Source organism: Bradyrhizobium sp. Ken51 (assembly GCF_055807435.1).
This window is the reverse complement of record NZ_JBVVPB010000017.1, coordinates 107,114-126,580: the sequence shown is the minus strand read 5'-3', so window position 1 is coordinate 126,580 and position 19,467 is coordinate 107,114. Positions and strand designations below refer to the sequence as shown.

The 19,467-nt window shown below is 64.8% G+C and carries 22 protein-coding genes and 1 pseudogene; 12 read left to right on the top strand and 11 right to left on the bottom strand.

Annotation, left to right across the window (positions count from 1 at the left end; translation table 11 throughout):
* Positions 1-45: 45 nt before the first annotated feature.
* From AC0L27_RS26505 to AC0L27_RS26490, 4 genes are read right to left on the bottom strand one after another with little or no spacing between them, the layout of a single operon-like run.
* Entirely contained in the window at positions 46-582 is a 537-nt protein-coding gene (locus AC0L27_RS26505; RefSeq protein WP_354210435.1) for a VOC family protein, read from the bottom strand.
* Positions 583-622: 40 nt separating this feature from the next.
* Positions 623-1,591: a Bug family tripartite tricarboxylate transporter substrate binding protein gene (locus AC0L27_RS26500; RefSeq protein ID WP_354210434.1), complete on the bottom strand. Its 969-nt coding sequence runs from the start codon at positions 1,589-1,591 to the stop codon at positions 623-625.
* Positions 1,592-1,605: 14 nt separating this feature from the next.
* Entirely contained in the window at positions 1,606-2,499 is an 894-nt protein-coding gene (locus AC0L27_RS26495) for an MBL fold metallo-hydrolase (RefSeq protein WP_354210433.1), read from the bottom strand.
* 3 nt (positions 2,500-2,502) lie between these two features.
* Entirely contained in the window at positions 2,503-3,705 is a 1,203-nt protein-coding gene (locus AC0L27_RS26490) for an ABC transporter substrate-binding protein (RefSeq protein WP_473320794.1), read from the bottom strand.
* A gap of 107 nt (positions 3,706-3,812) precedes the next feature.
* Here AC0L27_RS26490 and AC0L27_RS26485 point away from each other — a divergent pair, with 107 nt between their 5' ends.
* From AC0L27_RS26485 to AC0L27_RS26475, 3 genes are read left to right on the top strand one after another with little or no spacing between them, the layout of a single operon-like run.
* Positions 3,813-4,514, top strand: coding sequence for a TetR/AcrR family transcriptional regulator (locus tag AC0L27_RS26485; RefSeq protein ID WP_354210432.1), 702 nt, complete (start codon positions 3,813-3,815; stop codon positions 4,512-4,514).
* On the top strand, positions 4,492-5,043 hold the full coding sequence (locus tag AC0L27_RS26480; protein ID WP_354210431.1) for a carboxymuconolactone decarboxylase family protein: 552 nt from the start codon (positions 4,492-4,494) through the stop codon (positions 5,041-5,043). Before AC0L27_RS26485 ends, AC0L27_RS26480 begins: the two co-directional genes overlap by 23 nt.
* A gap of 10 nt (positions 5,044-5,053) precedes the next feature.
* Positions 5,054-5,902, top strand: a complete 849-nt coding sequence (locus tag AC0L27_RS26475) for an SDR family NAD(P)-dependent oxidoreductase (protein ID WP_354210430.1) — start codon at positions 5,054-5,056, stop codon at positions 5,900-5,902.
* A gap of 15 nt (positions 5,903-5,917) precedes the next feature.
* Here AC0L27_RS26475 and AC0L27_RS26470 read toward each other — a convergent pair whose 3' ends face one another.
* The 4 genes from AC0L27_RS26470 to AC0L27_RS26455 are packed head-to-tail and all read right to left on the bottom strand — an operon-like array spanning position 5,918 to position 8,462.
* Positions 5,918-6,427: a DoxX family protein gene (locus tag AC0L27_RS26470; protein WP_354210429.1), complete on the bottom strand. Its 510-nt coding sequence runs from the start codon at positions 6,425-6,427 to the stop codon at positions 5,918-5,920.
* Positions 6,427-7,206: an HvfC/BufC N-terminal domain-containing protein gene (locus AC0L27_RS26465; protein ID WP_354210428.1), complete on the bottom strand. Its 780-nt coding sequence runs from the start codon at positions 7,204-7,206 to the stop codon at positions 6,427-6,429. Before AC0L27_RS26465 ends, AC0L27_RS26470 begins: the two co-directional genes overlap by 1 nt.
* Positions 7,196-8,110 carry an MNIO family bufferin maturase gene (gene bufB, locus AC0L27_RS26460; RefSeq protein WP_473320787.1) on the bottom strand — a complete coding sequence of 305 codons (915 nt, stop codon included), beginning with the start codon at positions 8,108-8,110 and terminating at the stop codon, positions 7,196-7,198. Before bufB ends, AC0L27_RS26465 begins: the two co-directional genes overlap by 11 nt.
* Before the next feature lie 46 nt (positions 8,111-8,156).
* Positions 8,157-8,462, bottom strand: a complete 306-nt coding sequence (locus AC0L27_RS26455; RefSeq protein ID WP_354210426.1) for a BufA1 family periplasmic bufferin-type metallophore — start codon at positions 8,460-8,462, stop codon at positions 8,157-8,159.
* Between the two features lie 319 nt (positions 8,463-8,781).
* Between AC0L27_RS26455 and AC0L27_RS26450 the strand changes: the two genes are divergently transcribed.
* From AC0L27_RS26450 to AC0L27_RS26440, 3 genes and pseudogenes are all read left to right on the top strand, one after another.
* Complete coding sequence (locus AC0L27_RS26450) at positions 8,782-10,875, top strand: adenylate/guanylate cyclase domain-containing protein (protein WP_473320784.1); 2,094 nt, start codon at positions 8,782-8,784, stop codon at positions 10,873-10,875.
* A gap of 107 nt (positions 10,876-10,982) precedes the next feature.
* On the top strand, positions 10,983-11,567 hold the full coding sequence (locus tag AC0L27_RS26445) for a HutD/Ves family protein (protein WP_354210424.1): 585 nt from the start codon (positions 10,983-10,985) through the stop codon (positions 11,565-11,567).
* 142 nt (positions 11,568-11,709) lie between these two features.
* Positions 11,710-12,895 (top strand): annotated as a pseudogene (locus AC0L27_RS26440) (adenylate/guanylate cyclase domain-containing protein).
* 12 nt (positions 12,896-12,907) lie between these two features.
* Here the strand turns inward: AC0L27_RS26440 and AC0L27_RS26435 are convergent.
* Positions 12,908-13,411, bottom strand: coding sequence for a hypothetical protein (locus AC0L27_RS26435; RefSeq protein ID WP_473320781.1), 504 nt, complete (start codon positions 13,409-13,411; stop codon positions 12,908-12,910).
* A 113-nt stretch (positions 13,412-13,524) separates the two neighbouring features.
* On the opposite strand from AC0L27_RS26435, the gene AC0L27_RS26430 reads away from it, so the two are divergent.
* Positions 13,525-14,322 carry an adenylate/guanylate cyclase domain-containing protein gene (locus AC0L27_RS26430; protein WP_354256794.1) on the top strand — a complete coding sequence of 266 codons (798 nt, stop codon included), beginning with the start codon at positions 13,525-13,527 and terminating at the stop codon, positions 14,320-14,322.
* Positions 14,323-14,350: 28 nt separating this feature from the next.
* On the opposite strand, the gene AC0L27_RS26425 is transcribed toward AC0L27_RS26430, so the two are convergent.
* Entirely contained in the window at positions 14,351-15,352 is a 1,002-nt protein-coding gene (locus tag AC0L27_RS26425; RefSeq protein ID WP_354256791.1) for an NADP-dependent oxidoreductase, read from the bottom strand.
* A gap of 47 nt (positions 15,353-15,399) precedes the next feature.
* Entirely contained in the window at positions 15,400-16,257 is an 858-nt protein-coding gene (locus AC0L27_RS26420) for an oxidoreductase (RefSeq protein WP_354210420.1), read from the bottom strand.
* Between the two features lie 128 nt (positions 16,258-16,385).
* Here AC0L27_RS26420 and AC0L27_RS26415 point away from each other — a divergent pair, with 128 nt between their 5' ends.
* The 5 genes from AC0L27_RS26415 (at position 16,386) to AC0L27_RS26395 (ending at position 19,436) form a co-directional block, all read left to right on the top strand.
* Positions 16,386-16,937 (top strand): TetR/AcrR family transcriptional regulator, encoded by a 552-nt coding sequence (locus tag AC0L27_RS26415; protein WP_354210419.1) that lies wholly within the window; start codon positions 16,386-16,388, stop codon positions 16,935-16,937.
* 104 nt (positions 16,938-17,041) lie between these two features.
* Positions 17,042-17,224, top strand: coding sequence for a hypothetical protein (locus tag AC0L27_RS26410; RefSeq protein WP_354218103.1), 183 nt, complete (start codon positions 17,042-17,044; stop codon positions 17,222-17,224).
* Positions 17,225-17,249: 25 nt separating this feature from the next.
* A complete protein-coding gene (gene rpoH, locus AC0L27_RS26405) occupies positions 17,250-18,122 on the top strand; it encodes an RNA polymerase sigma factor RpoH (RefSeq protein ID WP_354065236.1) in 873 nt (290 codons plus the stop codon).
* A gap of 365 nt (positions 18,123-18,487) precedes the next feature.
* Positions 18,488-18,979, top strand: coding sequence for an Hsp20/alpha crystallin family protein (locus AC0L27_RS26400; RefSeq protein WP_354065234.1), 492 nt, complete (start codon positions 18,488-18,490; stop codon positions 18,977-18,979).
* 166 nt (positions 18,980-19,145) lie between these two features.
* Complete coding sequence (locus AC0L27_RS26395) at positions 19,146-19,436, top strand: hypothetical protein (protein ID WP_354256780.1); 291 nt, start codon at positions 19,146-19,148, stop codon at positions 19,434-19,436.
* Positions 19,437-19,467: the final 31 nt, after the last annotated feature.

The window sequence follows — 19,467 nt, the reverse complement described above, 5'->3', positions numbered from 1 at the left end:
CGGTGAACCCGGCCGGTTCCTGCATCGCCTTGCGGGCCTCCGGCGTCATCGGCTCGCACCGACCTCACGGATCGGCCGCGTGCCGTCCCAGTTGGCCGCGGCCTGTCGGACCTTCTCGAAGAACGGCCCCTTGGTGCCGCTGATGTCGGAGATCTCGATCACGGTGCCTGGATGGGCCTGCGTGTCGAAATAGGCAAAGCGCCCCTTGTCGCCGCCGATCTGGCCCTCATGGCCGATCCTGTAGCCGAGCCCGAGCGCCCGGTCGTAGAGCGCCTGGTAGTCGTGGCTCCAGTAGGACATGTGCTGGAGGCCTTCGTGGCCGGACTCGAGGAATTCCCGGTACAGCGAGGGCGCGTCGTTGCGCTGCTGGATCAGCTCGATCTGGAGATCGCCGGAATTCGCCAGCGCGATGCTCATCTCGACGGCTGAGTTTTCTCCGCGATGGCGAAACCAGTCGGTCTTGACGCGGTCCATGTAGTACCAGGGGCCGACGCCCATCACCTCGATCCAGTGCTTCATCGCGGCGTGGATGTCCCGCACCACATATCCGTTCTGGCGCACCGCGCCGAAGATGCGGCTCATGCCGGCGCTCCCCTTGTCACTTGGCTCACTTGACCTCCGTTCACTTCACTTCAATGCCCGCCTCCTTGGCAACCTGCTTCCAGGCCGCGATGTCGCGGGCGTTGATGTCGCGCTGCTCGTCGCCCGGCACGAATTGCGGCGTGATGCCGAGCCCCAGCAGCTTCTGCTTCACTTCGGCATCGGCGAGCGCGTCCTTCAATGCTGCCGACAGCTTTTTCGCAATCGGTTCGGCAAGGCCCGCAGGCGCATACATCGCCCAGGACAGGCTGCGGTCGAACGGCACGCCCTGTTCCTTGTAGCTTGCGACATCCGGCAGGCTCGGCGAACGCTCGCCGCAGGCGGCCAGCGCCTTGATCGAGCCGTCCTTCACCAGCGGCGTCGCGGTCGCCATGTCCAGTGTCGCCAGCGAGATGTGGCCGCCCAGCAAATCGCCGGCCAGTTTGGCGATGCCGTTGAACGGCACGTGGTCCATCTTGATTCCGGTCTGCTGCATCAGGATTTCCGCGCAGAATTGTCCGGTCGAGCCCACGCCCCAGCTTCCGTACTGGATCGGTTCGCCCTTCTTGGCCAGCGCAATCAGGCCCTTGATGTCGTTGGCGGCAAAATCCTTGGTCGCGACCAGCATGATCGAGGACGTGCCGATGCGTCCGATCGTGGTGAAATCCTTGATCGAATCGTAGGGCAGTTTCGGATAGATCGCCGGCGCCAGCACATGTGTGGTCATGCCGCCGACTGTGATGGTGTAGCCGTCATTCGCCGACGCCGCGACCATCTGCGTGCCGAGCGTGCCGGCGGCGCCGGTGTGGTTCTCGATATAGATGCTCTGTCCGAGCGTCTTGCCCATTTTGTCGCCGAGCAGCCGCCCGATCACGTCGCCGCCGCCACCGGCCGCATAGGGCAGCAGCATCCTGATCTTGTGCGTGGGATAGGCGGCCGGATCCTCGGCCCGCGCAGGCAGCGCTGCCGAGAGCAATGCGAGCAACGACAGTGTGATAATGCGCAGCTTCATGGTGTCTTTCCCCCTCAATCCTCGAACCGAAACCGGAATGCCTCGCCGTGCCGGATCACGCGCCCCGCGGTCGGCGCCGGAAAATGGCCGGTGAGCAGATAGCTCGGCGTGTCCGCGAGCTCTTCGAGCAGCGCCATCCGTGTCGCGATCGCAGCAGCCGGATCGACGTCGGCCGCATTCGACAGCCAGGGCGCGGCGCACTGGATCGGATGATGGATGACATCGCCCGACATCACCGCGTGATCGCGGCCGCCATTGAGATGGATCTGCATGTTGCCGGCGGTGTGGCCCGGCGCCGGCGCGAAGCGCAAGGCGGCATCGCGATCGTCAAACAGGCGATGATCGGTCTCGACGAATTCGGCAAGGCCCGCGGCGACCACCGGCAGCACCGAATCCTCGAACGAGCCGTGGTTCACCGGGCTGTTTGGCGCGGCATTGTGCGCGGCCTCGAAGTGGCGATATTCGGCGCGCCCCATCAGATAGCGCGCCTGGGGGAAAGTCGGTACCCAGCGGCCGTCGAGGAGGCGTGTGTTCCAGCCGACGTGATCGACATGCAGATGCGTGCACATTACGAAGTCGACCTGTTCGGGCCTGACGCCGAGCGCCTGCATGTTCTCGAGATAAGGCTGGTCGAGGTTGTTCCACGCCGGGACGCGCGGCCGCTGCTTGTGATTTCCGCAGCAGGTGTCGACGATGGCGGTCCAGCGCGGCGTGCGAACCAAATATGAATGGTGGCTGAGGATGAAGCGGCCGGTCTCCGGCTCGATATAGCGGTGATCGAGCCAGCTTCGGTTCGCCTCGATCACCTCGTCGGTGACGTTGGCGAACAGCCAGGCCTTGTCGAACGCGAGCGCTGCGATCTCGCTGACGAGATCGATCCGCATGCTGCCGATGCGCACCTGCCGCATCGCTCAGTTCTTCAGAAGATCGCCGAACGGCATCCAACGCGTGCCGTCGAAGCGGATCAGCTGGAGGCTGGTCATGGGCGTGAAGCGTTCGGGCGAATTGCTGACCGCGGTGCCGTTGATCAGCATCGGCAGGCGCACGTCCTTCATGGTCGTTGCCTGCTTCATCACGTTGGCGCGGGTGAGGTCGTTGCCGGCGGCCTTGAGCACGGTCACCAGCGTCTGCGCGATGGTGTAGCCATAGACGTTGAGCCAGTCGCTCTTGTTGGCCTCGGGCAGGTACTTGTCCATGAAGGCGACCCACTCCTTGAGGCCGGCATCGTCCTTCAGTGCCGGATCGGTCGCGTCCTTCAGATACTGGCTGGAGATGACGCCGGTGGAATTGTCCTTGCCGGCCGGCTCGAGCACGCCGCTGATCGAGGCCGAGACGTTGGAGATGATGGTGACGGGCTTCCAGCCGATCTCGCCGATCTTGCGGATCGCCTGCGCCGCAAACTTCGGCGTTGCCGCCACCAGCACTACGTCAGCGCCTGCGGTCTTCAACTGGAGGATCTGGGTGTCCACGGTCGGCGCCGAGGTTTCATAAGCCGCGCGCGCGACGATCGCCTCGCCGTTGCCGAGACCTTCCTCCAGCGCCTTCAGATAGTCCCTGCCGAGGTCGTCGTTCTGGTAGAGCACGCCGATTTTCGCATTGGAATGGCTCGCCTTGATGTATCTGGCATAGGCGATCGCCTCGTCGCGATAGGTCGGCTGCCAGCCGACGGTCCAGGGGAAGTTCTTCGGATCGTCCCACTTCGCCGCACCGGATCCCAGGAAGAGCTGCGGCACCTTGCGGTCGTTGAGGTATTTGTGCACGGCGCTGTTGGTCGGCGTGCCGACACCGCCGAAGATCAGCAACACGTCCTCGCTCTCGACCAGCCGGCGCGTCTGCTCCACCGTCTTCGGCGGGCTGTAGGCGTCATCCGCGATAATCATCTGGATCCGACGCCCGTTGATGCCGCCGTCGTCGTTCACCTTGCGGAAATAGGCCTCGGCGGATTTCGCGATCTGCGCGAAGGCCGACACCGGGCCGCTCAGCGGCGCGGTGGTGCCGATCTTGATGGTCTTGTCGTCGGCGCCGGGGTCGTATTTGTTTTGGGCGTGAACGGTGCTGGCTGCGAGCACCGGCAACAGGATGCAGGCCGCGCGAAGGCGGGCGAAGCGCGCCATGACGTCGTCTCCCCAAGGTTTGCTCTCCGCTTCTCTGAGGCGCGGAGTAGAAACGAACGATCGTTCGTACGGTTGACTAGCGAACGATCGTTCGTTAGTCAAGCCGCATGGCTGTCCACACCACCAGCGCGGCGGAAGCGGCTGCGCCCACGACCCGCGAGCGCATCCTCACCGAGGCGCTCGATCTGTTCGCGCAGAGCGGCTACGGCGGCGCCTCGATGCGCGAGCTCGCGCGTCGCGTCGGCATTCGCGAGAGCAGCCTCTACAATCACTTCGCCGGCAAGGCCGCGATCCTCGATGCGATCGTTGCCGAGCACGGTCCGGCCAGCTCGGCGAGCCGGCTGGAAGAGCCGCGCTACAAGCAGCTTGCGCGCCAGCCTGCCGCGTTCTGCCGGCAGTTTGCATTGGATTTGGTCGAGCAATGGTCCGATCCGCGCGAGCACCAGTTCCAGAAAGTCATCACCGCCGAGCGCAACCGCGTGCCCGGCATCCGCGCCAAATTCGCCGATCATTTCTACGCGCGCGAGCAGAGCATGATGACGGATTATTTCCGCGGCTTTGCGCTCGCCGGTCTGGTCTCGACGCCGGATCCGCGCGAGACCGCGCGGCTGTTCGCGGCCGGGCTGATCTACATCCGTCTCGAGCATTACGTGATGGGCGCGGCACCGTCGCCGCGGCCGAAGGTGATCGAGGCGATCGACCGCTACCTCGCGTTCTTCCTGTCGCTGATCGCGGCGGATGGCGGGACAAACGACAACAAGAAACGAAAAGCCAAGGGAGAGAATCGTGGCAAGGCTGCCCCTGGTTGATCCGGAGACGACCAGCGGCGATATCCGCGCGTCGTTCGACCGCATGCCGGTCAAGCTGAATATTTTCCGCATGATGGCTCATGCCGAGGCCAACATGATCCCGGCGATGCGGCTCGGCAATTCGATCCTGCACAAGCAGAAGCTCAGTGCGGTCAATCGCGAGCTCCTGATCCTGCAGGCAGCCCAGCTCGAAGGCGGCGCCTATGAATGGCGCCAGCACGTGCCGATCGCGCTCGGAATCGGCTGCACGCAAGCACAGATCGATGCGGTCGAGCGCGCCGACTACGATGCCGCCGGCCTAGGCGATGCCGAGCGCGCCCTGCTGAAATTCGGCCGCGAAGTGGTCGAGAACGTCCGCGTTCCCGAGGCGATCTTCGCCGCCATGCGCGAGTATTTCAGCGACCAGGAGATCGTCGAATCCATTGTCGCGCTCGGCTTCTACATGATGATGGCGCGTCTCACCGAGGCGACCGAGACCGATCTCGATCCGGCAGCTGGCATGAAGGTCTATGACGGCGGCAAGAAATAAGGCGGCGCGCATGTCCGAGAATTCCGAGACCAGGCCAGACCGCTATGTCCGCCCGCCGAGCGCGGAATCGCTGGGCGAAGCGCCGGGCAGGGGACGTCTCGAAGGCCGCCGCATCCTGATCGTCGGCGGTGGCCAGCGTGTGTTCGACGCCGCCACCGATCCGATCGGCAACGGCCGCGCCATGAGCATTCTTTGCGCGCGCGAGGGCGCGAAGGTCGCGGTCGCCGATCGCAACCGCACCTCGGCCGAGCATACGGTAAAGTACATCACCGACGAAGGCGGCGAGGGCTTTGCCATCGCGGCCGATGTCACCTCTGAATCCGACGTCCAGCGCATGATCGACGAGGCGCATCGCGCCATGGGCGGTCTCGACGGCATGGTGCTCAACATCGGCACCTTCGGCAAGGTCGGGCTCGATGCCGTCAGCCCCGAGGAGTGGAATGGGATCTACGACGTCAACGTTCGCGGTCCGATGCTGTGTTGCCGCGCGGGCCTGCCGAAGTTCGACAACGGCGGATCGATCGTCTTCATCTCCTCCATCGCCGCGCTGAAAGCCGGCTCGCAGATGGCGGTGTATGATTCATCGAAAGCCGCGCTCGGCGGCCTCATGCGCAACATCGCCCATCTCGGATCGCGCCGCGGCATCCGCACCAACCTGGTCTATCCCGGCCTCGTCGACACCCCGAACGGCCGCGAGGCCGGCGCCGGCCGACCCAACCGCGGCAAGGGCCACGTTCCATTCGGCCGCCAGGCCACCGCCTGGGAAATCGCCTATGCCGTGCTGTTCTTCCTCTCGGACGAGAGCGTCTACGTCACTGCGCAGACGCTCGCGGTCGATAGCGGCCTGAGCGGGATGTGACAGGACGCCTAGCGCCTATGGCCGGGGGCCGCGCGCTCGGCAGATCAAATGGTCCAGCGAGACCCAGCCCGGCCCATAGGCCATGATGCCGAGCGCCATCGCCGCCCAAGTGATGTGGATCGGCCAGCCGTCAGGCACGGTCAGCTCGACGATGACGGTCATGAACAGCAGTCCGAGCGCCGCAAACCGCGTGCCGAAGCCGAGCAGAAGGAGGATCGGGAACATGATTTCTCCGCATCCCGAGAGGAAGGCCATCACGGTCGGCGCCGGATAATGATAGGGCCCGCCCGGCAGATGCAGCATGAATTCGTCGCTGAACAACGTCACCGCGGTGTCGTTGAGCCTGAGGAAGCCTGCCCATTTGAGCATGCCGGAACGCCAGAACGGCACCGCTAGCGCGACGCGGAGCACGAGCTGAACGACCGATGGCGAGGCGATGGTCTGCACCAGATGATTGGCCTTGTCGACGAGGAGCCCGAGCGAGGGGAGGCCGCCACCCGCTTGCATGCGTTGGTCCGTGATCATCAGACGTCTCCGAAAGCGATTGAGGTGAAGGCGCCCGCCTCGATCAGGCCGGTGATGTTCGAAGCGATGTCGAAGTCGGCCGCCGCGTCGAGCGCGCGTGCAGCAGCCTCGCCGAGCGGCCGACCCGACATCAGGCTGCTCGCGAATGCCGCTCCGCCGGGCGGCAGGTGCCGGACCACGACATCGAATTCGGCGCGCGTGACCAACGCGTCTTCCGGCGACGCAGCGTCGATGCGCCCGACCGGCGACGTATCGCGGTTGGCCGCGAATATCGTCACCGCCGCGAATTGCGACCGCACGATCCCCGCCGCCGGGTGCGGTATGAGAACGAGATCGCCCAGCCGCGCCGGCGCAACCCCTGCAAGCTGCGCCGGCGACAGCGGTGCGGCGTCGGCTGCGTGATAGGTATCGAGCCAGGCCCGCTCGATGCGGGCGACATCTGCGAGCCATGGCATCATCTGCGCATGTTCATATTGCGCGACGAAGGCCGGGAAGTCGCGGCCGTACTCGAACAGCAGCGGTGAGATCGGCGGCGTCTGGCGAACATGGAAGCGCGCCATGGCGCGGAAGAAGTCGATCCCGGTGATGCGCTGCACCGCCGGATAGATCGCGGCGAGCGCGTCGATCAGGCTGACCGTGACGTTATTGCGGTAGACATCGTAGCGCTTGCCGGGTGCCTTGCCGTTCGGACCGGTCACGATCTCAGGCGCAGGGCGCACCGGGTCCAGCAGCGCCGGTGCAAAGGCTGCGGCAAAGCAAACGTCAGGCTCAGGCGGCATGACGATCTCCCGTCAACGCGACCGGGCGGCAACGATCGAGGATCGCCTGCGCGGCGGCGGCTTCCGCCTGCAGGACCGGCCAGTCCGGAATCTTGCTGTCCCACTCGATCAGCGTCGGCACGCCGTCGCGGCGCCGGACGACGATCTCGTACAGCTTCCACACGGCGTCCGCGACGGGGCCGTCATGGCTGTCGATCAGCAGCAGATCGCCTTCGTCGTCGGCCTGCTCGGCATGTCCGGCGAGATGGATCTCCCCGACGCGGGCCAGCGGAAAGTCCGCGAGGTAGTCGAGCGCTGAGAATCCGTGATTGGTCGCTGATACGAATACATTGTTGATATCGAGCAGCAGCCCGCAGCCGGTCCGCTCGGCGACAGTATGGATGAAATCGGTCTCGCTCATCGACGATTCGCGAAAAGCGATATAGGTCGATGGGTTTTCCAGCATCAGCGGGCGGCGGATCGCGTCCTGCACCTGATCGATGTGATCGCAGACGTTTCGGAGCGTTGCCGCGGTGTAGGGCAGCGGCAACAGGTCGTTGAAGAAGCTGGTCTCATGCGTCGACCAGGCGAGATGCTCGGATACCAGCGCAGGCTGGTAGCGCGCCACCAGCCCGCGAAAGCGGGCCAGATGCGCCTTGTCGAGCGGCTGTGGTCCGCCGATCGACATGCACACGCCATGCAGCGACAGTGGATGGTCGCGGCGGATCGCTTCCAGCGCGCGATGCGGCGGTCCGCCTGCACCCATATAGTTCTCGGCGTGGACCTCGAAGAAGCCGCGCTGCGGTTTTGCGCTCAGGATCGCCTGAAGATGTTCGAGCTTGAAGCTGGTCCCGGCGACGCCGCCGATGGGCGCGGAATAGCGGAGGGGCACCGCAGACATGTCAGGCGCGATTGCCGTCGTCATGGTTTCTCTCCGCTCTTCCCTGTTGTCGTGGTCGTGTCGCAGCGCGTCAGACCGGCTTGAGCGAGCCCTTCTTGCCGCCCGGCAGCTCGATGCTGGTGCAGGTGCCGCCCTGGACGAATTTCCATGCATTGCCTTGGAAGTCGGTGGTCGAGGTGCCCTGGCAAGTCGTGCCCGGCCCGGCGGCGCAATCGTTCTGGCCCTTCAGCGCGACGCCGAAGCATTTTTCCTTTTTGGCCGCGACGGCCGCGTCGCCCTCGGCCTTGGTCAGCGGAGCAGCAGCGGCCAGGGTCGCAAGTGCGGTCGACATGGCGCCGGCGAGAATGAGCGTGGTCACGGCAAGTTTGGCAGACATTGAAGATTCTCCTGTTCGAGATGGCATCGCCTGGCAGGCGAAGAGCGCCTTGTTCGGTTCGCCTCGCACCCAGCTCGTGTTACCGATCGAGCAGGTCACGAGTTTGTGAGGCCGTTGGATGGGCGCACGGGCTGTGCGCTTGGACCGAATTAGCGGGTGACGGGCGGGTCAATCCAATGCCTAGTCTCTATCGAGACCTTAGCCGGAGAGCATTGGCGGCGGCACGCGGTGCCTGTCACAGGTAACGAATGCACGCGTGCCACGTAGAACGGTAACAGGAGGTGGCCAGTCGCCGCTTTGCCGGAGAACGGAAACAGCGATGAATGTTGATCCCGGACGGCACCTGCGCGCGATCGCGAAGCTGACGGTCAGCATCCGCCTCGCCGTCTCGGCGCTGGTCCTGACCGCGATTCTTTTGACCGCGGCCCTCTCCAGCCTGCTGTGGTGGCGCACGGCGGAAGCGGCGAGCCGGCAGCTCGCATCGACCATCAACGAGCAGATCGTGGCCGCTGTCCGCAAGGAGGTCGCCGCGATCGTGGACGAGGCGCGTGCCGCCCATACCGCGATCCGAACCCTGTTCCTGCAGAACGTGCTCGACACCCGCGAGGCCGACAAGCGCGAATTCGTCTTCCTGTCGCAATTGCAGTCGCAGGCGACGATCTCCTGGGTCGCCTTTGGCTGGCCCGACGGCTCCTTCTTCGCCGCGCACAAGCTCGGCGACCGCCGGCTGGAGATGATGGAGATCTCGCTGACCGATCATGCTGGCCAGCGCCGCATCGACGAATACGAGGTGGTGCCCGGCGACATCGAATTCGCCAATCGCCGTTTCGAACCGACCGATTTTCGTGTCGCCGATCGCGCTTGGTTCAAGACCGGGCTGGCGGCCGCGGACCCGGAGTGGTTCAAGGTCATGGACCATCCGACCGGAGAGCGGCCTTCGATCGCCTTTGCCGGTCCGATCGACGTCTACCAGGAGCGGCAGGGCGTCCTGGCCATCGTCATCGAGTACACCAGGCTCGCGCGCTTCCTGTCGCAGCTCGAGGTCGGGCGCACCGGAACGGCTTTCATCATCGACGGCAGTGGTGAGCTGATCGCGGCGCCCGACAAGGACGCCGACGAGCTGCACGCCGCGAAGGGCGATACGACGCTGCTACCGCTGGCGTGGATGGCACTCGTGAAGGCGGGCGAAGATGGCCGCAAGGAAGCCTGGCGAAGCCGGCTGACATCGGCTGGCGCGGCTTACGAAGTGGCGCTCACGCCGCTGCCGTTTCCCGGCTGGTCGCTGGCGACCGTGATCCCCGAGGCCGAGTTCCTCGGTCCGGTCGAGACGACATTGCGCCGCCTGATCCTCGGCCTTGCCATCGGCGCCGTGCTCGCAGCATTGGCCTCGGCGATGCTGGCGCGTTCCGTCATCGCCGCGCCGCTGTCGCGCGTCGTCGGCGAGCTGCGTCATGTCGAAGCTTTTGCGCTGGAGCAGGTCCGCCGCCATCCGTCGCGGCTGAAGGAGATCGCGAGCCTGTCCGGCGCGATCGCCGAGATGGCGGCCGGTCTTTCAGCGTTTCGCAAATTCATCCCGGCCGATCTGGTCCGCTCGCTGTTGCGGCAGGGCGTCGAGGCCAGGCCCGGTGGCAGCATGCAGGAGCTCAGCGTGATGTTCGTCGACATCGCCGGCTTCACCGGGCTGTCCGAGCGGCTCGGCGATCGCGTGGTGCCGTTGCTGTCGCGCTACCTCGACCTCGCCTCAGAGGCCGTCGTCGCCAATGGCGGGACCATCGACAAATTCATCGGCGACGCCGTCATGGCATTCTGGGGCGCGCCGCAGCCGCAGGCCGACCACGCGCTGCGCTGCTGCCGTGCGGCGCTCGGCTGTTGCAGAGCCATCGCGGCGTCGGGCCTTGCCGACGATCTCGGCCAGCCGCTCCAGATCCGGATCGGGATCAACTCTGGCCGCATGCTGGTCGGCAATATCGGCTCCGAGCTGCGCCTGAATTATACCGTGATCGGCGATGCCGTGAACGTCGCGAGCCGCCTCGAGGGCGCCAACAAATCCTACGGCACGCAGATCCTCATTGGCGAAGCGACCGAACGTCTCGCACGCGGCGCCATCATCACGCGCGAGATCGACAGCATCGCCGTGTATGGACGCGAGGAGGGTTTTGCGGTCTATGAATTGATCGGACTTGCCGGGGAGGGCGGCGGCGACCAGACAGCCTGCTGGATCGGGCGCTACGAGCAGGGGCTCGCCAGCTATCGCGCTCGCCGGTTTGCGGCTGCACTCGCCGATTTCGAAGGCGTGCTGAACATGCGTGGCCCGGATCGCCCGGCCGAACTGATGCGCGACCGCTGCCGGCAGTTGGTTGAGAGCGCGCCTGATGTTGCGTGGCGCCCGGTCGCGGCACTGACGACGAAGTAGTCGCGAAAGATTGGCGCGCTGACGGGAAGCGAGCTGGCGACGATCCTGTCTGCGTGATACGCAACTAACACCACCCGTCCTCTTGCGCTCCCGGACCACCTCAAGACATGAAAACCACACTGCTGAAATCCGAAGACTACGCTCGCTCGCCCTGGAAGAACGGCGGCGGCATCTTCACCGATATCGCGGATGCCCATCGCGCTGATTCCAGCGTGAAGGATTGGGACAGCCTGCTGTGGCGCTTCGCGGCGACCCCGATCGTGGCACCCGGGCCGTTCTCCCATATGCCCGGCATCGACCGTTTGCAAATGGTGGTCGGCGGCCGCGGGCTGGTGCTGAAGTCCCCCACCCAGGAATTCGACGAGCGCGAGCCGTTCACCACGGTGCGCTTCACCGGCGAGCTCGAGATCGTGACCAGGCTCGAGGAAGGGCCAGTCGAGGTCGTGAATTTGATGGGCCGGCGCGGTGCGGTCGCTCTTGAGCTCGAAGCGCTCAGGGAGCCCGGTGAACGGCGATTGTCCGCCGGCACGCATCTGGTCTATGCGGCGCGTGGCGACTGCGGCATCCGTCTCGACGGTACGGATTTTTCGATTTCGCACGAAAACACGTTGAAGGTCGAACTGACGGGGGCATCGACGCTTGCGCTCGTCTCGGGGCGGGCTGTGCTGGGCTCTATTCAAATCGTCGGCTGAACGGCGTTCCCGCCCATCAGAGCGATGCGTACAATCCGTGCAACTAGCTAGGTTGACGCCGTCGCGCCGGAGCACGATATCTGCCCTGATGCAGCCGCCGCCCAAAGCACGATGCGGGCGGCCACGATATGAACGGGCAGATATGATCCCAGAGAAGAAATCCGCCACGCTGTCCGACGGCGTCGTCGACTGGCTGATCAACGGCACGCGGGACCAGCGCTTCATCGACGTTATCTTTGCCGAGATGTGCATCCGGCTTCAGCAGGCCGGTATTCCGCTGGCGCGGTCGACGCTTCACGTGCTGATCCAGCACCCGCAATGGCTGGGCGCCCGCTTCATGTGGTCCGACGGCATGCGCGAGGCGGAGATTGCGCGGGTCGACTATGACGTCCGCGAGCGGTCCGAGTTCATCGGTAGTCCCGCCAGCGAAATGTTCGACGGCGCAACCGAGTTGCGCGAGAATCTCGAAGGCGACCCCGCGCTCGGCCGCAAGCACGCGCTTTATCGCGAGATGCGCGCGCAGGGCCTGACCGACTACGTGGCCTGGCCCCTCTATCATACGCTCGGCAAGCGCCCTCGTCACCTTCGCGACCGACCGGCCCGGCGGTTTCGACGACGCGCATATCGCCGCCCTCAAGAACATATTGCCGGTGCTGTCGCTGGTCAGCGAGATCCGAATCAAAAATCGCTTGGCGCGGACGCTGCTTGAGACCTATGTCGGCTCCCACGCGGGCGAGCTCATCCTGGCCGGCGCCACGCGGCGCGGCACCGGCACGACGGTGCGCGCCGCGATCATGATCTGCGATCTGCGCGAATTCACCAAGATTTCGGACAACTGGCCGCGGGACGACGTCATCGATCTGCTCAACGATTATTTCGACGCGATGTCGGAGCCGATCGCCCGGCATGGCGGCGAGATCCTGAAATTCATCGGTGACGGCCTGCTCGCCATCTTCCCGCTGAGCGAGCCCAATGCCGGTGCAAACCTGCTGCACGCCGTGACCGAAGCCCGGCAGGCCATGATCGCGTTGAACGCGCGCAACGACGGCACCGGCCGCGCGCCGCTGAACTACGGCATCGGCGTCCATGTCGGCGACGTCATGTACGGCAATATCGGATCGTCCACCCGGCTCGACTTCACCGTGATCGGTCCCGCCGTCAACATGGCCTCGCGCCTTGAAGCCCTGACCAAGCAATTGGGAAAGACGGTGCTGCTGTCACGCGAATTCGCCGATCTCGTTGGCAGCCAGTTCGATCTGGAGCGTGTCGGCGAGCACGGGGTGCGCGGCTTCAGCGAGCCGATCGAGCTGTTTGCGTATCAGGGCTGAGGCAAGGAAACATCACTGTTTCGATCCGGTCCAGCTTCCGACACATCCATCGGATCGCCGGAACGTACCGGAGCCGCTGCGGCCTGAAAATCGGCCGGACATGGTCCAGGTCAGGCTTCCGGCGGCACCGACCCCGGATGTGGAGCCGTTCGGACTGACTTGAGCGGTGCCGTACTGTCCGACCAGCTGGCCGCCGGTGATGACCACCGTATCGGTGGAGGTGCCGCAGGACGCGCCGACACTGGTCAGGACCCATGCTCCGTCGAGATTGCCGCCTCCGCCGCTCTTTTGCGGCGCGCGGCGCGGCTCGTCGTCCGCGGGCTTGCTGCGTCGTGCCGGCTTCGAAGGCTCGGCCGCCCGCGGCGTCTCGCGCGAACCGGACAGCGATTTTTCGTCGTTGCCGATGCTGCCGCCGGCGCTCCCCGACTGCGCACGCGCCATGTCGGGCAAGGCGACGATTTCGAGCGCGGCTGACAACAGGGCGGCTTCACAAAAAGCGCGAAAATGATTTTGCATATGCACTGGTTTCAAATGAACAGGTCTTGACGGGATCGTATTGCCAATGCGCGAGTGTGTCACTACGCTTGACCCTGGGTCGCCCAAACGTTGCTTCGATCGGCCGCACGTTCATGCCAAAATTCCTCCGCATCGGAATCCATCAGTCGAACGTATCGGGTTACACGTCGAAGGCGTGGTGTGTCCGGCGCGTCGGCACGGCGATCCTCCTGAAGTGGGGCGCCGTGGAGGTCCAGGGCGCCGGTGACGGACGAAAGGTCTACTGGACGCGTCTGCCGCAGGAGAAGACAATTCGCTGTGGCAGCGCGCAGCGTGCCCAGGATTACGCAAAGGCCGCGATCGCGCGGCGCCGCAACCATCGCTATGAACCGCTGGCCGGCGCGATCGTGCTCCGTCGCCGGCCGGCCGCAGGCAGCACCGAGCTCAAGCGAGCGCTCGCCACGATCCTGATCGTCGATATCGTCGGCTCCACCGCAAAAGCGGCAAAGCTCGGCGATGTCCGTTGGACCAAAATCATGGGCCATTATTACGCGGCGGTCCGCAAGGAGCTGAAGAGCTCGCGCGGCAAGGAGGTCACGACGACGGGCGACGGCGTGCTGGCGACGTTCAAGACGCCGGCTGCCGCAATCAATTGCGCGACCGCGCTTCAGAAGGCCGTGCGTACGCTCGGCCTCGAGATCAGGGTCGGACTGCATGCCGGCGAATACACCGTGAGCGGCACCGAGGCGGTCGGCCTCGCCTTCCACATCGGCACCCGCGTCGCCGCAAAGGCGCGCGCCGGCGAGGTGCTGGTGTCGAGTGCGGTGAAGGAGCTGCTGGCGTCGCAGTCCGAAATCCGTTTCAGGGATCACGGCATGCACCAGCTCAAGGGCGTGCCGGAACGATGGCGGCTGTGGCGGGTAGAGGGCTGAGGCGATTGGGCGGGCCGCATCCACGCCCTCATCTCATCTGGACGACGATTTTCCCCTTAGCTCGTCCCCTTTCGAGATACGCCAGCGCCTCTTTCGCCTGTTCGAACGGAAAGACCTTGTCGATCACCGGCCGGATACGCTCCGCCTTGAGAAGCTCGCCGATCTCGGCGAGTTGGCTGCCGTCCGGGTGCACGAACACGAACGAATAGTCCGCGCCGATTTTGCCGGCCTGGCGAATAATCTTGCGGCTCAGCAATCCGAACAGCAGCACCATGAAGACATTCATGCCCCGGGCGCGCGCGAACGCGGCGTCCGGCGGCCCGACCAGTGAAGCAATCCTGCTCCCCCGCTTCAGGATCCGAAGCGATGTCTCGACCGCGTCGCCCCTGAGCGTACCCAGCACCGCGTCGTAGTCCCGCAGCACCGCCTCGAATTGCTGGATCTTGTAGTCGACCACCTCGTCAGCCCCGAGGCTGCGCACCAGATCGATATTGCCGGTGCTGGTCGTCGTCCCCACTTTTGCCCCGAGATATTTCGCGAGCTGGATCGCAAACGTGCCGATCCCGCCGGCGCCCGCGGGGATGAACACTTTCTGGCCCGGCTTGAGCCGTATGCGCTCCCTCAGCGCCTGCCACGATGTCAGGCCGACCATCGGAATCGAGGCCGCCTGCACGAAGTCCAGGTTCGGCGGCTTGAGTGCGGCGGCATCCTCCGGCACGATCGCGAATTCTGCGAGAGCGCCGGTGCCGAGATCGAAGATGCTGGCAAAGACGGCGTCCCCCGGCTTGAAGCGGGTCACGCGGCTTCCGACCTCGACGACGACGCCCGCCAGGTCGCTCCCCAGCGTGGCCGGCAGCTGAAACTTGAGGATCGGCTTGAACGTCCCTTTCGGAATCATGTTGTCGATTGGGTTCAAGCCCGCGGCGTGAACCTGGACCAGGATTTCGTTCGGCTTCGGCGTCGGCCGGGGGATGTCGGCCAACGCGATCTGGTCCGGCTTGCCGTAGCGCTTGAAGACGAGTGCTTTCATTTTTCTTCTCGGTCCGGAGGTTCTTCGCGACGGCAAGCTTGCGCCCCTCAGAAAGCCCGCGCGGTGCGGGCGGGCTGCGACGCCGCCACCGCATCGAGCCGCAAATCCTTTCGGATTCCGGCATCCACGAGGGCTGCGGGCGCAAACCGGCGCAGAAACCGCAGGCGCTTTGCAAGGCTGCCGGCCGCGTATTTGAGTTGCGGGCGCGCCGCGCTCGCGGCCTTCAGCACGGTCTCGGCCACCACGCCGGGCTGTTCGGCCGTCGTCATCACCTCGTTCACCCGTTTGGTCACACCGGCGCGCGCCTCGCGATATTCCTCGAGCGTGGCGTCGGGCTCCATGAAGTTCGCGTCGAACGGCGTCTTGGTGTAGGCGGGCTCGACCACCGAGACCCGGATGCCCCGCGTGCGCAGTTCATGGTCGAGCGATTCCGAATAGCCCGCCACCGCGTGCTTGGTCGCGGCATAGAGCGCGCCATAGGGCATCGGCAGAAAGCCAAGCACCGAGCCGATATTGATGATGCGGCCGTTGCCTTGGCGCCGCATGTGCGGCACGACGGCGCGCGTCATCCGGATCAGGCCGAAGAAGTTCGTCTCGAAAATCGCGCGCGCCTGCTCCATCGAGCTCTCTTCCGCGCCGGCGGGGGCAACGCCGAAGCCGGCGTTGTTGACGAGCAGGTCGATGCGGCCCTCGCGCCGGATCACTTCGCCGACTGCGGCTTCCACCGATGCGTCGCTGGTGACGTCGAGGGCCAACATCTCGAACGCCTGCTTGCCGGCCTGCGCGCCCCGCCTGCTGGTGCCGAACACCTTGTAGCCGGCATTTGCGAGCCGCTCCGCCGTGGCCTGACCGATGCCTGAGGAGGCGCCGGTCACCAGCGCGATCTTCGGTTTAATCCTGTTCATAGTGCCTCTCCGACGCCACTACCGGGTCTGAAATCGTTTGATTACGATCGTAACTATTGATATAGATGACGATCGTAATTATAAAAGTCAAGCCCCGTGCCCAAATCCCTTGTCCAAGGATCGGTCCCATGCGCGTCTCAAAGGAACAGGCCGCCAAAAATCGCGAGCATATTCTCGAGACCGCCTCGCGCCTGCTGCGGGAGCGCGGCATCGCCGGCGTCGGTGTGGACGCGCTCGCCGAGGCGGCCGGGATGACGCACGGCAGCCTCTACAGCCAGTTCGGCTCCAAGGAGCGTCTGGTCGAGGAAGCGGTCGCCCATGCGATCAAGGCCAAAGGCCAGGAATTGCCCGAGGCCTTCGCGCTCGAGGACTATGTTTCGCAGTATCTCTCCCCGGGGCATCGCGACGATGCCGCCGCCGGCTGTCCCTTCGCTGCGCTCGCCTGTGAGGTGTCACGTCAAGGCAGCGGCTTGAGGGCGCGCTTCACCGCCGGCGTGCGCGGTACGATCGCCCTGCTGAGCAGCCGGATGGCCTCCACGCTGAAGCCACGCCAGCGCGAGGACAAGGCGCTCGCCGCCGCCGCCTCAATGGTCGGCGCCCTCGTGCTCGCCCGCGCCGTGGACGATCCCAAGCTGTCGGACGATATTCTTCGCGCGACGAGGAATTCGCTGGCGGGGTGAGAGCGCCGGAAGGCCGGAACAAAATTCCGGTGACGACGTTCGATGCGCTGACAGCCAAAGCCGATGGCTGCCGAACTTCGACATCGACATACTTTCGAACGCGCATGGATGACGACAGCGATCTGGTGCTCGGCATGTTGGCCCTGGCCGTCGCTGCCCTCCTATTGGTGGCGGGCGAGCTCTATCTCGTGACGCGGCCGGAGCCGCCGCAAACTCAGCCGCCAGCCCCACCGGTCGTAACATCCTCGGCCGAAACCATTTTCTGTCATGTCGATTTTGGAGCGTAAGCAGACAAATTCGAAGAGGTGGGCAATGGGAAGCACTGTAACTGTTCCGATGCTGTCGCCTGAGGGCGGCTTGACACATTACCTGGCGGAAATTCGAAAGTTTCCGATGCTGCGGCCCGACCAGGAAATGGCCTACGCGAAGCGATGGCGCGAGCACGGCGACCGTGAGGCAGCCTATCATCTGGTTACAAGCCATCTGCGGCTCGTTGCCAGGATCGCGATGGGATATCGCGGCTATGGCCTGCCGGTTGCGGACATCATTTCCGAAGGAAACGTCGGCCTGATGCACGCCGTCAAGCGCTTCGAGCCGGAGCGGGGCTTTCGGCTTGCGACCTACGCGATGTGGTGGATCAAGGCGTCGATCCAGGAATACATCCTGCGGTCCTGGTCGCTGGTCAAGATTGCCAACAGCGGGGCGCAGAAGAAGCTGTTCTTCAAGCTTCGCCGGACCAAGGCGGAAATCTCCGCCCTGGAGGATGGTGATCTCCGCCCCGAGCACGCCAGCCGGATCGCGCGGCGGCTCGGCGTGCAGGAGAACGACGTGATCGAGATGAACCGGCGCCTCGGCGGCGACCTGTCGCTCAATGCTTTGGTGCGCGATGCCGACGGCGGCGAAGTCCAGGACTGGCTCGTCGACCCCGCGTCCAGTCCTGAAGCCGAATACGCCGAGCGGGAAGAAACCAGACGGAGGCGTGAAGCCCTTGCCGGCGCGCTGGACCTCCTCAAGCCGCGCGAGCGCGACATTCTCGAGGCGCGCTGGCTCTCCGAGCCGCCGCTGAGGCTCGAGCAGCTCGCGGCACGATACGGCGTTTCACGCGAGCGGGTGCGGCAGATCGAAATGCGCGCGTTCGAAAAGGTTCGGGCCGCCATCGGGGGGCGCTTGGCAACCGGCTCTTGAAACCAAATCGCCGCCTCCTAATTCTTTTGGCAACCGCATGCGAGTGCGGTGCCGGACGCCAAAGCAGGGTCCGGCGAGGCCATCGGGGCTCGCCCCGGTGATGCTCTTAATCCATGTTGCTCACAGGAGGATGTGGTTATGAGAAACGACGATATGTCTCCCCTCTGGTGTTCGATCATTGGTTTCGACCGCCGTTCCGCCGCGTCGCATCGCGATCGATGCTGCCGGCAACGCCGACCCGAAATCGAGCACAAGCAGGCGGCCTGACGAGCTGATCGTCCGGGCTGTGCAGCGCGTGCGTGGCCATCGCCGCGCGCTGAGCTGCGCCAATCGACCATCAAGACAGGAGATAAGGAGAAACGACAATGGCACTACGCGATCTGATTCCGTGGAACAACGGCTCACGCAACATGGCCGTTCAGCGCGGCGAACCCGGCAATCCGCTGCTTGCGCTTCATCGCGAGATGAACCGGCTGTTCGACGACGCCTTCCGCAGCTTCGATCTCAGTCCGTTCGGCTCCTCGACCGCAATGGGCTGGCCGAACGTCGAACTCGACGAGAGCGACAAGGAGGTCAAGGTTGTCGCCGAGCTTCCCGGTCTCGAGCAGAAGGACGTCAACGTCGAGCTTGCAAATGGCGTGCTGACGATCAGCGGCGAGAAGAAGAGCGAAACGAAAGACAAGGAACGTCTCTTCAGCGAGCGTTACTATGGCCGTTTCGAGCGGCGCATTCCGGTCGATGACGTCGACCAGGACAAGGTCGCCGCTTCCTTCAACAACGGCGTTCTCACCGTCACCCTGCCGAAGTCACCGGCCGCACAACAGAAGGTGAAGCGGATCGCGATCAACGGCAAGTAAGCATGGAGTGTAAGCATGAAGCGGGCGGGAGCCACCGCTCTCGCCCGCTGCCGTTTCGTGGAGGCATTCGCGTCCGTCGGCTCGCTGCAAAATTTTCCGAAACGCCCGGAAACTTCAATTCCGGTTTGGCGTTTTGCGGTCGGTTTCCAAGTTCTGGGAGTCGCACATGAAGAAACTTGCTTTGGTCCTCACGATGATCTCGGCCCTGTTTGTGGCGGCGGCCTCGCCGGCGGAAGCTCATGGCTGGCGCGGCGGCTGGCACGGCCATTGGGGAGGTCCCGGTATCGGCTTCGGCCTTGTTGCCGGTGCGCTTACGGCTGGTCTGGCGGCCAACGCCTATTATGGCCCGCGCTACTATGGTCCGCCCTACGGCTACTATGGACCGCGCGTCGTGCGGCGGGCCTATTATGTACCTTACGCCTACGCTCCACCGCCCTATTGGGATCCCTGGTGGTGACGAGACAAGGCCCGGATCATCATCCGGGCCT

Excerpts from the sequence above, each read along its gene's own strand:
- rpoH (WP_354065236.1), top strand. The coding sequence starts at position 17,250 with ATGGGAAGCACTGTAACTGTTCCGATGCTGTCGCCTGAGGGCGGCTTG.
- AC0L27_RS26505 (WP_354210435.1), bottom strand. The coding sequence starts at position 582 with ATGAGCCGCATCTTCGGCGCGGTGCGCCAGAACGGATATGTGGTGCGG.
- AC0L27_RS26485 (WP_354210432.1), top strand. The coding sequence starts at position 3,813 with ATGGCTGTCCACACCACCAGCGCGGCGGAAGCGGCTGCGCCCACGACC.
- AC0L27_RS26425 (WP_354256791.1), bottom strand. The coding sequence starts at position 15,352 with ATGAAAGCACTCGTCTTCAAGCGCTACGGCAAGCCGGACCAGATCGCG.
- AC0L27_RS26410 (WP_354218103.1), top strand. The coding sequence starts at position 17,042 with ATGGATGACGACAGCGATCTGGTGCTCGGCATGTTGGCCCTGGCCGTC.
- AC0L27_RS26465 (WP_354210428.1), bottom strand. The coding sequence starts at position 7,206 with ATGCCGCCTGAGCCTGACGTTTGCTTTGCCGCAGCCTTTGCACCGGCG.
- AC0L27_RS26495 (WP_354210433.1), bottom strand. The coding sequence starts at position 2,499 with ATGCGGCAGGTGCGCATCGGCAGCATGCGGATCGATCTCGTCAGCGAG.
- AC0L27_RS26420 (WP_354210420.1), bottom strand. The coding sequence starts at position 16,257 with ATGAACAGGATTAAACCGAAGATCGCGCTGGTGACCGGCGCCTCCTCA.
- AC0L27_RS26400 (WP_354065234.1), top strand. The coding sequence starts at position 18,488 with ATGGCACTACGCGATCTGATTCCGTGGAACAACGGCTCACGCAACATG.
- AC0L27_RS26435 (WP_473320781.1), bottom strand. The coding sequence starts at position 13,411 with ATGCAAAATCATTTTCGCGCTTTTTGTGAAGCCGCCCTGTTGTCAGCC.
- AC0L27_RS26500 (WP_354210434.1), bottom strand. The coding sequence starts at position 1,591 with ATGAAGCTGCGCATTATCACACTGTCGTTGCTCGCATTGCTCTCGGCA.
- AC0L27_RS26455 (WP_354210426.1), bottom strand. The coding sequence starts at position 8,462 with ATGTCTGCCAAACTTGCCGTGACCACGCTCATTCTCGCCGGCGCCATG.
- AC0L27_RS26450 (WP_473320784.1), top strand. The coding sequence starts at position 8,782 with ATGAATGTTGATCCCGGACGGCACCTGCGCGCGATCGCGAAGCTGACG.
- AC0L27_RS26395 (WP_354256780.1), top strand. The coding sequence starts at position 19,146 with ATGAAGAAACTTGCTTTGGTCCTCACGATGATCTCGGCCCTGTTTGTG.
- AC0L27_RS26430 (WP_354256794.1), top strand. The coding sequence starts at position 13,525 with ATGCCAAAATTCCTCCGCATCGGAATCCATCAGTCGAACGTATCGGGT.
- AC0L27_RS26490 (WP_473320794.1), bottom strand. The coding sequence starts at position 3,705 with ATGGCGCGCTTCGCCCGCCTTCGCGCGGCCTGCATCCTGTTGCCGGTG.
- bufB (WP_473320787.1), bottom strand. The coding sequence starts at position 8,110 with ATGACGACGGCAATCGCGCCTGACATGTCTGCGGTGCCCCTCCGCTAT.
- AC0L27_RS26415 (WP_354210419.1), top strand. The coding sequence starts at position 16,386 with ATGCGCGTCTCAAAGGAACAGGCCGCCAAAAATCGCGAGCATATTCTC.
- AC0L27_RS26445 (WP_354210424.1), top strand. The coding sequence starts at position 10,983 with ATGAAAACCACACTGCTGAAATCCGAAGACTACGCTCGCTCGCCCTGG.
- AC0L27_RS26475 (WP_354210430.1), top strand. The coding sequence starts at position 5,054 with ATGTCCGAGAATTCCGAGACCAGGCCAGACCGCTATGTCCGCCCGCCG.
- AC0L27_RS26470 (WP_354210429.1), bottom strand. The coding sequence starts at position 6,427 with ATGATCACGGACCAACGCATGCAAGCGGGTGGCGGCCTCCCCTCGCTC.